Annotated in this window: 10 protein-coding genes and 1 pseudogene; 6 read left to right on the top strand and 5 right to left on the bottom strand. The window is 60.5% G+C overall.

Annotation, left to right across the window (positions count from 1 at the left end; genetic code table 11):
- The first annotated feature begins 57 nt into the window (after positions 1–57).
- From DSM104443_RS14125 to DSM104443_RS14110, 4 genes are read left to right on the top strand one after another with little or no spacing between them, the layout of a single operon-like run.
- A complete protein-coding gene (locus DSM104443_RS14125; protein WP_246232252.1) occupies positions 58–990 on the top strand; it encodes a Gfo/Idh/MocA family protein in 933 nt (310 codons plus the stop codon).
- Positions 991–1,035: 45 nt separating this feature from the next.
- Entirely contained in the window at positions 1,036–2,055 is a 1,020-nt protein-coding gene (locus DSM104443_RS14120) for an NAD-dependent epimerase/dehydratase family protein (protein WP_171093278.1), read from the top strand.
- Complete coding sequence (locus DSM104443_RS14115) at positions 2,052–2,996, top strand: glycosyltransferase family 2 protein (protein WP_171093276.1); 945 nt, start codon at positions 2,052–2,054, stop codon at positions 2,994–2,996. The genes DSM104443_RS14120 and DSM104443_RS14115 overlap by 4 nt, the downstream gene beginning before the upstream one ends.
- Before the next feature lie 18 nt (positions 2,997–3,014).
- Positions 3,015–4,043 carry a methyltransferase domain-containing protein gene (locus DSM104443_RS14110; RefSeq protein WP_171093275.1) on the top strand — a complete coding sequence of 343 codons (1,029 nt, stop codon included), beginning with the start codon at positions 3,015–3,017 and terminating at the stop codon, positions 4,041–4,043.
- On the opposite strand, the gene DSM104443_RS14105 is transcribed toward DSM104443_RS14110, so the two are convergent.
- Entirely contained in the window at positions 4,040–4,648 is a 609-nt protein-coding gene (locus tag DSM104443_RS14105; RefSeq protein WP_171093273.1) for a class I SAM-dependent methyltransferase, read from the bottom strand. The two genes, DSM104443_RS14110 and DSM104443_RS14105, sit on opposite strands and share 4 nt — an antisense overlap.
- A gap of 319 nt (positions 4,649–4,967) precedes the next feature.
- On the opposite strand from DSM104443_RS14105, the gene DSM104443_RS14100 reads away from it, so the two are divergent.
- Positions 4,968–5,771 carry a TylF/MycF/NovP-related O-methyltransferase gene (locus DSM104443_RS14100; RefSeq protein ID WP_171093271.1) on the top strand — a complete coding sequence of 268 codons (804 nt, stop codon included), beginning with the start codon at positions 4,968–4,970 and terminating at the stop codon, positions 5,769–5,771.
- 49 nt (positions 5,772–5,820) lie between these two features.
- Here the strand turns inward: DSM104443_RS14100 and DSM104443_RS14095 are convergent, their stop codons facing one another.
- The 4 genes and pseudogenes from DSM104443_RS14095 to asnB all read right to left on the bottom strand — a co-directional run bounded on the left by DSM104443_RS14095 (position 5,821) and on the right by asnB (position 10,531).
- Positions 5,821–6,978, bottom strand: coding sequence for a DegT/DnrJ/EryC1/StrS family aminotransferase (locus tag DSM104443_RS14095; protein ID WP_171093269.1), 1,158 nt, complete (start codon positions 6,976–6,978; stop codon positions 5,821–5,823).
- Positions 6,975–8,126: a glycosyltransferase family 4 protein gene (locus DSM104443_RS14090; RefSeq protein ID WP_171093267.1), complete on the bottom strand. Its 1,152-nt coding sequence runs from the start codon at positions 8,124–8,126 to the stop codon at positions 6,975–6,977. The genes DSM104443_RS14095 and DSM104443_RS14090 overlap by 4 nt, the downstream gene beginning before the upstream one ends.
- Positions 8,127–8,146: 20 nt before the next feature.
- A pseudogene (locus tag DSM104443_RS22105) lies at positions 8,147–8,299 on the bottom strand (DapH/DapD/GlmU-related protein); the annotation flags it as partial.
- Between the two features lie 414 nt (positions 8,300–8,713).
- Positions 8,714–10,531, bottom strand: coding sequence for an asparagine synthase (glutamine-hydrolyzing) (gene asnB / locus DSM104443_RS14080; RefSeq protein WP_246232248.1), 1,818 nt, complete (start codon positions 10,529–10,531; stop codon positions 8,714–8,716).
- Between the two features lie 153 nt (positions 10,532–10,684).
- Between asnB and DSM104443_RS14075 the strand changes: the two genes are divergently transcribed.
- Positions 10,685–13,936: a hypothetical protein gene (locus DSM104443_RS14075; protein WP_171093263.1), complete on the top strand. Its 3,252-nt coding sequence runs from the start codon at positions 10,685–10,687 to the stop codon at positions 13,934–13,936.
- The last annotated feature ends 13 nt before the right edge of the window (positions 13,937–13,949 follow it).

Genomic DNA, 13,949 nt, shown 5'->3' with positions numbered 1-13,949 from the left:
AGGGTTCGTGTTGGAATCATTGGCGCTGGAGAAATCGTGGAGTACAGCCATCTTCCCGTGCTGAAGAGCATCGGCGGCGTCGCCGTCAGTTGGGTATATGACAGGAACAGAGAACGAAGCAAGCTGCTCAGCTCCATGTATGGCGTAGATACTGCCACGGAATCCGCGCTCGACAAGGCGCTGGACGAGATCGACTTGTGCGTTCTTGCGGTGCCCTACGCGTCCAGGAGTGGGTACATCGAGATGTGTGCGGCGAAGGGCAAGGCGATGTACGTTGAAAAGCCCTTCGCGACGACGGTCGCAGAGCACCAGCGGTACTGCAAGTTGTTTCCGTCCAATAGTTTGGCGGTCGGCTATCAGCGTCGCTACCACCGTATTGTCGCTACGCTTGCGTCGGTTATTGAGTCCGGTGTTTTTGGGGCGCTCGAGGAGATCAATTTCCGGTACGGGGCATTTCACCTCAAGGGCGGCGCAGATGTCGGGACACCTCGGTCGTCGGAAGGTCGTGGAGTAACCATCGAGAGTGCGGTCCACTCACTCGATCAGATTCTCGTCTTTACTGGTGCAACAGCCGTGGAAGTGCTTCACGTGAAGAGCCTTCACCGACTGGGAGTCGACTACGACTCGAAAATCGTCTCCGAGATCGTCACGCCGTCTGCGAAGGTTGCCGTGAATTCCGAGATATCTTGTCTGCGCAATCTGGGGACTGGTTTGGAGTTGCACTTCGAGCGGGCAGTGATTCGGTGTGGCCTGTCGCATGACGCGACAATCTCTGTGGCCGTGAAAGGAGGCGTCGCTGCCCGGTTCGAACTGGACCAGTCGAGTGTCCCTGACGACGCGCCGACAACGATCGTCGAAGCGTTTTTTGTATTCTGGACACGTTACCTTGAGTCGCTTTCCACCGGACGTCACAACCTCACGCTCGCCCAGTCAAGCGTGCTGACCACCCACTGGCTAGAACAGATCTACGGATCCATGGGACGCGACTGAATGCGAATCGGGATCATCGGTGCCAGCAGTCAGGTGGGATCGTCCGTGGCCTACTACCTGTACGGTCGACAGAACATTGATGTGGTTTGCTTCGTTCGCTCATCGTATAGCGAGGTGTACTTTGAGCTCATGGGAATCCCATGCGAACGAATCGATCTTCGCGACGACAGCGCCTTGAAGGCTCGGCTTGCGGGCCTCGACGTTGTGCTGGATTTCAGTTTCCCCAAGGGCCAACTGTTCGCGCTGGAGAGAGCGGCTCTGGACACGATTGAGCCTGTCGTTTCGTCTATGCGAAGAGGCGCAACCTACATCTACATGAGCAGCATCATGGCGTTTGGTATGAAGCCGGATGAGAAGTACGTTAGAGACTGTCGAATTTCCCGTTCGCCGTATTCGCGCATCAAGAGGGGCGCCGAGCGTGCGGCCTTACGAGCTGGCGCTGCGAATGGGGTAAGTGTCTACAACTTCCGGCTGGGCCAAGTACATGGTGTCCTTCAATCCGTGTCCCTGGCATTCAGGGAGAGATTGGCCACCGAAGCGGCCACGCGCGTCGACGGCAATCGTTGGGAGTTGACGAATACCATTTTCCCGAGCTCCATCGCGGACGCCGTCATCAAGTGCGTCGAAGGAGGCTGCAGGCCAGGAACGTACGCACTGGTCTCCAGCCCCCAGTGGACGCTCGAAGAGCTCTATGGGTACTACGCGGACTACTATGACCTCAAGCCCAACTTGGTCTACGAGCCGCAGGCCCCAGCGAAGCGCAATCGCATTTCATGGAGAGGAGGCATCTTTCGAGCACTCGCGGCGCAGAGGCCGCTTCTCGAGGCCTACGTTTTGATGAACTCGCCGTTGCTCTCGACGAAGCTGAAGGGGAGATATCGCGTCGCCGAGTTATTGGGCGCGCCCGCGAGAATGAGAAGTCGGATTGGCGGGGCTGATGCTCACCTGCTCGGGATGCCGCCGGCGGTACTTGCAACGTCGAACTCCTCGGTTGAAATCGTGAAGCGTGTCGAAAGGACGTTCGATCGGCACTACCAGGAAGCGGTATTCCGCGGCCGATCATGAAATGTCGTCTTACAGTAGTTATCCCCACCTATAGGCGTATCGACTCTGTTGAGCGGCTTCTGACGCTGCTGGCAAATCAGACAATCGCCGATCAGATGCAAGTGGTTCTTGTTGATCAGAACGAGAAGGGAGTGCTCGAGAGGGAGTTGGGAATCTCTGGCCGATCACGAGTCGAGCACATTTGGCTCGATCGGCCCAACGCATCTCTTGCGCGGAATGTGGGTGCCAAGCGATCGTTTGGGGAATACCTGCTGTTCCTTGACGACGACTTGTTGCCGGACGCGGAGTTTTGCGAGCGAGGCATCGTGTTTTTTCAAAAGTATGATTTCGTGCGCTGCCTTGTTCCGCGGTTGAGGGATCGGGCGCCCGAAGGGAGTCCGTCGCACGGGGACGAGACCTCGGGCGTCCGCAGGCAACTGGTTCAGAAAATAAACTCTGAGTTGTACAGAATCACCGACACGATGAGCGCGGCTGTTTTCATGGCAAGAGACGCGTTCTTCCAATCTGGCGGATTCGATCCCTTGCTTTTCGAGTTTGCTAGAACTGCCGAGGATCAGGAGTTCTTCCTGCGCCTCAATTTCAAAGGAATCAACCTCTACTACACGCCGTCGATTTCGGTTGTTCATGACGACTCCCAAGCGGGAGGATGTGATCTGCGTACGACGGACTATTGGGTCACGCGCGAGAAATGCATCAAAGCATGGGTGTACAGGTACAGAATTCATCGCGGAGGAGATCTTTCTCTTGGCTTGGCGGATCTGCTGCGGCTGTCGCGTTCCGTCTTCGTGAACAGAGCGGGGCTGACGTCTGGAGTCCCTTCAGTGCGACGGCAAATTGGCTTGCTGAAGGCTGCGTTGCACGAGACAAGCAAGTTCCTCGTGAGTTATCGGGGGAAGTACTCGGTCCCCAAGGCGATCGACCACCTTGTCGATGAACTTTGAACGAAAGACAACCTACTGATGGATCTCTCGAGTGAACTCGCCAGGCGGATCCTGGTTTGCCCGGATACCAAGCAGTCGCTTCGTTATCAGGACGGCGAGTTTGTGACGGATGACGGCCAGATCCGCTATCCAATTGTGGATGGCATTCCGATCTTGCTCAGTCGGACTCTGCCGTCGAATTTTTGGGTCGGCGACTACGCCAGGGACCAGGCAAGCGGAAAGATTTCCCTCGAAGAGATGCCCGAGGTCTCCGAGGTCGAGAATGACCCGAGGCCGATCAAGGCCGTGCGCGATTTGCAATCGGCGACTTCTGGATACATGTACGCACATCTCGAGTCGGGATTGAATGAATACCCAATTCCATCGATTCGCTTGCCTCCGGGAAATGGCAAGTTACTGGTGGACATCGGTAGCAACTGGGGCAGGTGGGTGGTAGCGGCAGCTCGGAGTGGCTACACGGTCGTTGGCGTAGACATTCATCTCCACGGGTTGCGGGCCGCCAGGCGTGTCTGCGCTCAGCTAGGAGTCGACGCTCTCTTGATTTGTGGCGACGCGAGGCGCCTGCCTCTGAAGGACATGACAGCGGATACCGTGTTTAGCTACAGCGTACTTCAGCATTTTTCGCGCGAGGACTTTGCAATGGCACTCACGGAAATTGCCCGCATTCTTCGCTCGGATGGCAGCGTGCTGGTTCAAATGCCCAATCGACTTGGAGTCAGGAATTTCTATAACCGCCTGCGGAATCGATTCCGCGAGGAGGGCTTCAACGTCCGATACTATTTTCCGAGCGAGCTGGTCCGACACGGGCACAGAGACTTCTCTCGAGCTAGAACGACTATCGACGGCTTCTTCGGTCTTGGCATTCAACCGAGTGATTGGGAGTTTTTCACGCCGTTCGGAAAAATGGTTTGCCTCGCCTCCGAAGGCCTTAGGCGGGTTTTCCACAACGTGCCAGGGGGCGTTTGGCTAGCGGACAGCCTCTATCTGCACCTTGAGCTGCCACGCGGCCACTCCGCCAATCCGCAAATCTCGACACCGCGGGCTTAGTTCTCCGTACTGGCTTCCACGTACAGCGACTCGATAGCGCGCCATTGCGAGTCGATGAGCAGACTTGGATCCCGGCCGGTGAGGAAGCCCTCTTTCGCTATGGACCGGAATCCGTGCGATTCGAGGAGGCGCCGAAGCGTTGCGAAATCGTAGATGAAGGCGTGACCGTATTTCCGCATGATGCGATTTACGCTCATCATCGGCGTATAGATTCCGCGATAGGAATCTTCCGCGGCGTAGGGCAGGGGCAAGTCGGATGCATAGTTGTTGAGATAAAGAGATCCGTCAGGCACGACGATTCTCAAACTTCCACCGGGCTTGAGGATTCGACGAAACTCGCCCAGCAATCGGTCACCGGCTTCAAGCGGGACGTGTTCCAGGCAGTGCTCGGTATAAATTCCGCGCACGGACTGCGACTCGAGCGGCAGTGGTCTCGTAATGTCCCAACAGATGTCGATGCCGGGGTGCCAGCTGAAGTCAAGATTGATGAAATTTGGGTGGCAGTTGTTGCCGCAGCCGACGTCCAGATAGTCCTTGGACCGAATACGTTGTCGGTTGAGGTGCCAAGATCGGTTGCGGATGATCGCGGCAATCGCGATTTGCACCCTCGCAGAACTGGTAAGTGGCCGTCGAAATATAGGGCGTATGTGCAAGGAAAACAGGCCTCTCTGGGATAGACCTCGTCAGGCAGGTTCGCCTCAATAAATCAGGTCTTCGATGGAGACTGCTTGCTCTGACATCAACTCGCGCAAATGATAGCGGAATATCAATGTGAGTCGACATCTGCAAGAATTGCGAGCGTCGATGCTTGCTCGCGAGTACGACCGGGCTTGCTCGGTTCGGACGCTGTGGCGAGCGGGAGAGGTTGCGCTGCGTACTTGGGATAGCGGCGACAAGGTCAACAGGATGGAGGGGAGTCGAGACATGAGTAGTGAATTGCGGGACGCATATCTGGACCTGATGAAGAAGTGTCTAACGCGCGAGCTGTTTGCGAAGAACTATAGGGAAATTCCAACCAACACCAAGACGTTTGCCAAGCGAATGAGGCAGGTGGCGGTCGATGGTTCGCGAGCGGTACTCGGGCCCGCTGGCCTGGAGATTGTTAGTACGCGCGGACCGTTTGGCGAAACGATGACGCATATGGATTCCTTGATCCACGTGCAGAAGTGCATTGAAGAGATCGTGAAGTCCGAAACTCCAGGCGATTTCATTGAAACGGGGGTTTGGCGCGGCGGAATGGCGATCTTCATGAAGGCGGTACTTAAAGCGCATGGGGACACCGACCGGAACGTGTGGGTCGCTGATTCGTTCGAAGGGCTGCCGAAGCCGGATGCCAAGAAGTACAAGGCAGATGCGGGAGACACCCTCTGGTCGCATTCGTTGGATGTTTCCATGGACGCGGTCACGGAGAATTTCAGGCGTTATGGGGTCTTGGATGATCGCATTCGGTTCTTGAAGGGCTTCTTCGAAGACACGATTCCCACAGCACCCGTTGATCGATTGGCGCTGCTGCGTCTGGACGGGGACATGTACGGTTCGACGATGGTCGTGCTCAAGAACCTGTATCCCAAGTTGTCCGTGGGCGGATACGTCATCGTCGATGACTATGCCGTCGTTCCTGCTTGCAAGCAGGCCGTCCATGACTATCGAGCAGAGGCGGGGATCAAGGAGCCCATTTGCTATTTCCCGCAGGAGCCGTGGGACGCTCACTGGCGCAAGGAGTCCTAAGTCCTGCCATGTGCGCGGGAGATGCTCCAGGGTCGTGGCTGGAAGCTGGCTAGACCCCGCCTGCCGATGCCGCAGGCCTTGGTGCCGCCTGTGTGCGGATCAATGCCCTTTGCATTGCCTCTGCAACTCGCGCGACTTGGGAGCGCGATTGACGTGTCGAGGATGGAAGGCAGATCCCACGATCGGCGAGATCGTGCGACACGGCGGTGCCCTGATTGACGAATCGGCACGCGGCGTACGGAGGCAACTTGGAGAGCGGTACAAAGAAGGGGCGAGTGTCGATGGCCTCATCCGCGAGTGCCTGGCAGACGGCGTTTACGCGTCCTCTTGCGCCGATGGGAAGCAGCGCAACTACGAGCCAGCAGATTGGGTTGGCGGGATGTACAACAGGATTCAGGTTGATCGACGACCCTCCGAATTCTTCCCGATACCAGGACAGGACTTGGGCCTTTCGGGAGAGAATCTCGCTCGCGCGCTCGAGCTGTGCGCAACCGAGGGCGGCCTGGATGTTGGTCATGCGGTAATTGAATCCGACCTCCGGGTGAAAGTAGCGCCGCTCCTTGCTCATGGCATGGTCCTTTAGGAAGCGGACCCTTGTCGCGAGTGCGTCGTCATTCGTCGTGATGCATCCGCCTTCACCCGTGGTGAGGACCTTGTTGCCGTAGAAGCTGAACGTCGCTGCGTCTCCGAGTCCGCCCACCGGCTTTCCTTCCCAGCGCGCTCCGTGGGCTTCGGCGGCATCTTCGATGAGGAAAATCCCGTGACGATCAGCAACGTCGCGCAACGCGGTCATGTTGGCTGGGTGCCCGAATAGATGCACCGCAATGATCGCCCTGGTCCTGGGCGTGATTGCCGCTTCGACCAGTTGGGGGTCGATGCAATACGTTGCGGGATCGACGTCGACGAGGACCGGCGTGGCGCCGGCGTGCTTCACCGCGGAGGCTGTAGCAACGAATGTAAGGTCGGGAACGATGACTTCGTCACCGGAGCCGATGCCGCGAGAGACTAGACAGAGATGGATCGCGACGGTGCCGTTCGACAGCATGATCGCGTTCCGAACGCCACAGTATTCCGCGAACCCCTTCTCGAAGCGATCAATGAAGGCTCCGATGGAGGAAACCCACCCGGATCGAACTGCATCGAGGACGTATCGCTCCTCGAGGAGGCCGAGGTCGGGTTCGGCGACGGGAATGAATTCCTGTTTCAAAGCTGCTCCCTTTTCGTCACGAGGGGTTCGGCGGCGATCCTCTCGATAAACTGCTGATGTTGCGCGGCGAAGCGCTCATAGGAAAAGTGCGACTGTACCCGCGCCGCCGCGGCTTGGCCCATTCGTCGGGTCCGCTCGCGGTCGTTCGCCAGGGTCTCCAGCGCGTTCGAGAACGCAGCCTCGTCGCGCGAAGAAACGATCAAGCCGCTCTCGCCGTCGACGCAGACCTCGACCGATCCGTCCTCGTTGCCGACGATCGATGGAATGGCGCACCCGCCAGCCTCCAGGGGCGTCAGCGGGATTCCTTCGCCGCCCCCGTCGAATTTCTGGCTCACAAGGGCGAAGACCGTGGACAGGCGGTACACGGCGGGCAGGTCGACGTCGGGAACACGGCCGATGAGCTTGACGCGATCGCCCTTGCCGCTCTGCAGCGCGATGCCGCGCAAGATTTCGACTTGGTTTCCAGAACCCGCGATGACCAGTTCCGCATCCTTCGGTAATCGCGCACGTGCGAAAGCACGGATCAGCCGGTCCGGACCCTTGTGCCTTGATCCCTCGTCGAGTCGTCCCAGGAACATCACACGGAAGCGATCGTCGGGTACGAGACCGTAGCGCCCGGCGATCTCCAGGTCGATCGCGCCCGGGCGAAACATCGCCACATCGACCGGATCGTGGATCACGGTGGAGCGCTCTGGATCAACGATGCCCATCTGTACGGCCGATGAGAGCGTCGCGTTACAGTCCGCGATGACCCAGCACTTCGCGAGGCAGCGTTCGCGCAGCTTCGAACGGCGGGTCCAGAGCTCGAGCCCATAGATGTTGACGACGGCGGTGCCGCCGGTCGCGGCGGCGAGGGGCACGACGATGGGCGTGTAGTTCAGGTGCCCGGACCAGTACATGCGCCCCGGACGTGCGCGTGCGCCGAAGGCCAGCGCGAACCGGACTTTGTTGGACGGCCTGTTGCCGCCGGCAACGAGATCGACCTCGATCGGTTCGTCGAAGCCGCCGGGCCCGGGAGCGAGCATCGACAGGACCTCGACGTTCTCGCCGCCCAGGATCGACTTCAACGCGCGCACCTGGGACCGCCCGTACCGTGCGATGCCCCCCATGTCGAACAAACCCGGACTGCCGTAGACGATTCTTGTCATGTGTTGGATGAGATCGTGCGACGTGGACTGATTTCCTTTGCGGGCACGCCGCCGACCACTGCGTTCGGAGGCACGTCCCGGTTGACCAGCGCCGCGGCGCCGATGACGGCATGGTCACCCACGGACACGCCTGGAAGGATGATCGCACCCGCGCCGATCCAGACGTGGTCTCCTACTTTCACGGCGGCATACGTCACGGGTTGCTCCAGGACGGGTGCCGTGGCGTTGGCGCGGTACTGGTTCGATTGCGTGTAGATGATGACGCCAGCGGCGATCGCGCATCCAGCGCCGATCTTCAAGCCGCCTTGTCCGTGGAGCACGCAGTTTCGGTCAACGTGAGTGCCGTCGCCGATCTCGATTCGTCCCTGTTCTCCATGGGCATTGAGATAGCTGCTTCCATACAGCGTGACGTTGCTTCCGAAATGGATGTTGCTGCGATCGACCATCTCGATGCCACGGCCGAGGCGCAGGCGATGGCCGCCTCCGCCGCGCAACCAGCCCCGCAGGACGCTCTCGACGCCCGTGGCCTCACGGCTAGTCAGCGCGGCGAGGATCCTGCTCGCGAGTGGTAGGAGCATGGTCGGCGCTCAGCTCGGCACGTTTGGCGCGCCCGCCATTTTCGGCGGTTTCCCCGGACGTCCCTGCGGTTTCGCCGGCAGGTTCCATTTGTCGAGCACGCGCCGCGCCCAGGTGCGCAGCCCGCGTTCCGCCCGCTCTCCCGGAAGGCTCGTTCCGAACCATTCGCGCACCGGGACGTTGAAGCCAGTCTTGGGACGCGTCGAAAGAAGGGCGGGAAGCTCTCCGCTTACCGCGCGCAGAAGATCCTTCTTGGTCGGCGCACGCTCGTCCGCAACTTGCCTCGCCACCATGCGGAAGAGTGGCACATCGACGAAGGGGACGCGGATCTCCACGGAGTGCGCCATGCCGGCCCAGTCGGAGTCCCGCAGCAACTGGCTCCGCAGGTACCAATCGAGCTCCAGCGCGGAGACGGCGAGCCGTTCGTGTGAGATGTTCCCCAGCGCGACGCGCAGGCGGTCCTCCGTATCGAGGCGCTTCAGTCCCTCTTCGACGAATGCGGGATCGAGGACGCGCGCGACCTCCCACGGCATGTAGAGGGCTCGGCGCAGGAGATACGCGCCGGACACGGAGCCGCCGTATTCGAGCAGCCCCGCGTACTTCGGCGATGTGAACGGTGCGAGAAGGGGCTCGGCCGCCCTGCGGACGGCGCGGGAAATCCCCGCGTGCTTTGCGAAGGGGGATGCCCAGCGTGCGGTCGCCGGCACTTGCGTGAAGCTCGGATAGCCGGCGAAGAGCTCATCGCCACCGAGACCGGAGAGCGCGACCTTGATCCCCGAGTCTTTCGCGGCCTTGCTGACGAGCCAGGTGTTCAGTCCATCCATGGACGGCTGGTCCATCGCCTCGAAGTACGACGACAGGCCGGCATCGACCTGTTCCCGCGAAGTCCAGCACGTGGAGTGCTTGATGCCGAGATCCGCCGCAACGCGCGCGGCGAGCACGGTTTCGTCGTACTCGGTGTTCTTGAACTCGGAGAATCCCAGGGTCAGCGAATGCAGGCGATCCCCGAGACGTGCGCCGGCGAACGATGCGACGACGCAGGAGTCAATTCCGGAAGAGAGGAAGAGACCCACTGGGACGTCGGCGACGAGGTGGTGATCGATGCTCTCATCGAGCGCGGCGCGGAGTTCCGCCATGGCATCTCCGCCGGCGGGTCGTCGTTCCTCGCCCTCGATCCTCAACATTTCCTCGCGCGTCGAGAAGTACTGCGTCTCGGCCGCGAGGCCGTCCTTCCCAATCCACAGGTGGCTCCCCGCGGCGATCGAGCGGATGTCGCGATACAGCGAGAAGGGCTCCGGAACGAAGCCCCATAGCAGGAAGCCCACGGAACCGGCAGGGTCCTCACGGCGCGGCACACCGCCGCCGGCGAGGAGGGCCTTGACCTGGGACGCGAATCGCAGCGTGGATCCGTCGTCGGCGACGTAAAGGGGCTTGATTCCGAACGGGTCGCGCGCGAGGAACATTCCGTGTCGCCGTTCGTCCCAGATGGCGAACGCGAACATACCGCGGAGGGCGTGGACCATGTCTGGCCCGCGATCGGCATAGAGGTGGAGCAGGACCTCGGTGTCGCTTTCCGAGCGGAACCGGTATCCCTTGGACTCGAGATCGCTTCTCAGTGCGCGGTAGTTGTAAATCTCACCGTTGTAGGTGATGCGTAGCTGGCCGTCTTCGGTGGACATCGGCTGCGCGCCCGCCGCGCTGAGATCGATGATCGCCAGCCGGCGATGGGCAAGACCTACACGGTTGTCGGGCGAGATCCACAGGCCCGATCCATCGGGGCCTCGCGCCGCCATGGCGTCGCCGATGCGCTGCAGCTCGGCGCGATCCACGGGCGCTGCCGAGCGGGCGTAAGCGAAGGTTCCTGCGATTCCGCACATGGGTCTGGCGCTTTGGTGCGTCTTGAACGGCTTCGTCGAGGATCGATCCGACTCGGTCTCTACGTTTTGCTCTACATTCTAAGTCAATTAGATCGGAGTTCCGCGTTGATCACTATCATCCGCAGCGCCTTGGTCGCGGCATTCCTACTGGCAATTGCGTCCTTCGGCCTAGGCGCGTCTCAAGATAGCAATTCGGTCACGCTGATCGTCGATGGGCCTGTGTCCGCTGGCATCGACGGGCGCAATTGGAACAAGTCCGTACCCGGTGCCACAACGGTCGATGCCGTTCACAGGTCGGTGCTCCTGCGTTTTCCCGAAGCACCGGATCGAATTGCGTCGGAACTGAGCCGGGGCTATACGCTCGAATCTGCCGCGGTGACGTTTGAATACGGCGGTCGAGAAGTTGTTCCGGAAGGGTATCTCTCGCGTCCAGGCCTGGGCCGTGCCAAGTGGAGCGCGCAAGCTCCACGGTGGCACCTCGTCGCATGGGCGCTTCGGCGTCCATGGATGTCGGATGCAAACGAAGGTCCGACCTTCAATGCATTTATCAACGGTGTGGGTTACTGGTCGCGGTACGGAGCGTCGGACTTCGCCCGGGACCGGTATAAGGACCGGTTCGGCCCCGTCGAGCTTTCGGAGTCGCAACCCTTCGCGGAACTGGACATCACGGCACTCTTTTCTGAACCGGCGTTCGGGAGCGATCTTGGTCGCAGATTGCGGACGATCGGGGATAGCGGTTTGCTGATCGCAAAGCTTGAGCGCTATGACCAGCGCTATCGCGATCCCGGCAACGCGTTCGAATGGTCCGTTTCCACGGGTGGGCATGGCCTCACATTCAAGAATGCCCGGCTAAAGGTGATCCTCCGGAAAGCCATCGGCGGGAAAAGGCCACGAGTCCGCCCCCCGCCCGCGGCAGATGTGCTGCGACTTGGGGAACAACTCCGAGCCACAAACTCCGGAGGTAAACCGTCCGCGTCGATGCTATCGGGACAGGATTTGGCCGAAGTGCGCCAGATCGCCGCCCTTCGCCGTAGCTCCCAGCCGCAATGGAGATCTCAGCGCGTCGAGGAACTCATCGGCATAGGCGGGGACGAGGTGTCGCCGTGGGTGAACGCGTTGGAAGCTAACAATGGAGCTCGGTATGCAAAGCTGGTCCAAGAAATTCTGGCGACGCCTCCGCGCTATTGGCAGGGCTGGAGTGTGCATGACTCATTGCTTCGCTGGTATCTCTACCGTGACGCGATGCCGTCCGTGGCGAGGGAACACATTCGCTTGGATTGGGAGGCATGGCTGATGCCCGATGTTGCGACGGGCGACCTGTTCCATCCGCAGAGCAAGGAAGCCATCGAGTATTGGGAGAAGACCGGTGACTGGCGCGGGCGCGCGTCGTTCTTCCGAGATGGCTACAACTACGGCGTGAGCACCGAGAACTTCAACCACACGGCGGCAATGGGAGCGTTGCTCGGAGGGGCCATCGTCGCTTCGGATCTGGCCATGGCCGATGGCCGCCACGGTCTCGAACAGTTTCCACTGCGCCTTTGGTCCTTCGCCGACGGCGGCACGCAGGAAATGCTCGATCACTACTACTACTCAATCACCGTCAGCGGCCAGAAGATGTTCGCGGATTTCGGTCCGACGCCGATCGATCGGCTCATGGGTCGCGTAATTCTGGATCGATCCGTCGACCTGCTTTCGAGCGCATATCACCCGGGACTGCGGCGCATCGTGAGCACCAGCGGAAGAACAGACCTGCAGCAGGTTCTCGTGACTCAAGAGGGCATCTACGGCGTGCTGCATTCGCTTTCGAAGCAGGGTGTCCTCAACTATCTCGATCGGCCCTTCGACGCGACCGACCACGGAATGCGGATTTGGGGCTACAACGCACCTCCTGGGCGCATTGGTGTGCAGGCACTTGTCAGCCCCTGGGCTGGCGATTGGGTCTCGAAGGTGCTCGACGAGAAGGCGCTGCCGTTCGAGGAGACGGCCACGGAAACGGTCCGTGGATCGTTCAAACCCCCGCTCTGGAGGCGTGTTTACCTGGGCAAGCATTACGGGCTGGCTAGCCAAGACATCAAGGGCGACACGGTCGACGTCATTGCCCAATGGAAGCGTCGGGAAGCGCCGGTGACCTCGATGGGAGAACTTGGCACGCTCACGCTGCGGTATGCCGTCAACGAACCTGACATGGCTACGACGCTCGGCGGGACGATGCCACACGCCGGCGGCGTTCTGACGTTCCAGCATCGCAATCGCGCAATCGTGATGACGAAACCGCGAACGGAAAAAAATCGCGTGATCGAGATCGCTGGCAAGAAGGGATTGCGCTCGCTCGCGTCGGTAATCGCGCTCTGGAACTTCAGTGCCGAGCCGTCCTGGGAACTGTACGTCGACGGCGAGCGGATCACGCACTTCCCAGCGAACCTCCGCGCGGGACAAGTGATCGCCATCAAGGACGGCGTCACTTACCTTGGCGTCATTCCGCTTCGCGCGACGAACCTCGGGCGGCGCGACGAGATTGTCATCGGCTACGGTGGAGGGGGTAAGACGGAGCCCAACGGGGCGGTCATCCGACCGGCGTTGACCATCACCTCCTACAACTTCCAGAGCGATGTGGACATGCCCTTCGAGAAGCTCGATTGGGAGGCGATCAATCACGCGTCCTATGGCGGATTCGTGCTCGAGATGGGCGACGCGACTGAGTACCGCGACTTTAAGGCGTTCCAGGCACACCTGCGTTCGGCCGACCTGCGCGAGACGTGGGACCCTGCGCAGCGCCTGTTGCAGGTCGACTACCGGAGTGGAGCCGATCGAATGGAGGTCGGATTCTCGACGTCGTTCGACCAATACGATGTCGCCTATGGCGTCAAACCCGGCCAGCAGACGAAGGCGTTGCCCTACCGGCGCATCAACGGACAGTGGCCCTACCTGCCTCCGGGGCTGCAGCGCGATTCGAACCTCTCGCAGCAAGGCACGACGGGCCGGCTCGAGAAGAATGGAGCGGTCCTGCAAACCGAACCTGGCCGCACGGCGTATTTGTGGACCGAACCTGCCTCAGGCGTGTTCACGGCATACAACCCGTTGCCCGATCCGACCCCGTGGCGTCTCGATGTCCCTGGCGGTGTGCGCATCGAAGCGCGCGGCAAGGTGAGCCTGTTGCGCGTCTCCGTCCAGCCCGCGGAGCGCAGGCTGTGGATCGATTCGGCGGCGAAGCCCGGGCAGGAGGGCGCGCAGATGGCGAAGCATTTGCTCGTCACCGGCTTGTCCGATCGACCTATAGTGATGCGGGGCGGCGCGGCGTTCGACGCGTTCGAAAGCGTGATTGTCGATGGGAAAACGGCTTATCTCATTCCGCTTTGAGTACCATGTCGGG

The sequence above is a fragment of the Usitatibacter rugosus genome, from assembly GCF_013003965.1.
Taxonomy (GTDB): Bacteria; Pseudomonadota; Gammaproteobacteria; order Burkholderiales; family Usitatibacteraceae; genus Usitatibacter; species Usitatibacter rugosus.
The sequence above is the reverse complement of the archived record's forward strand: the minus strand, read 5'-3'. Positions and strand labels throughout refer to the sequence as shown.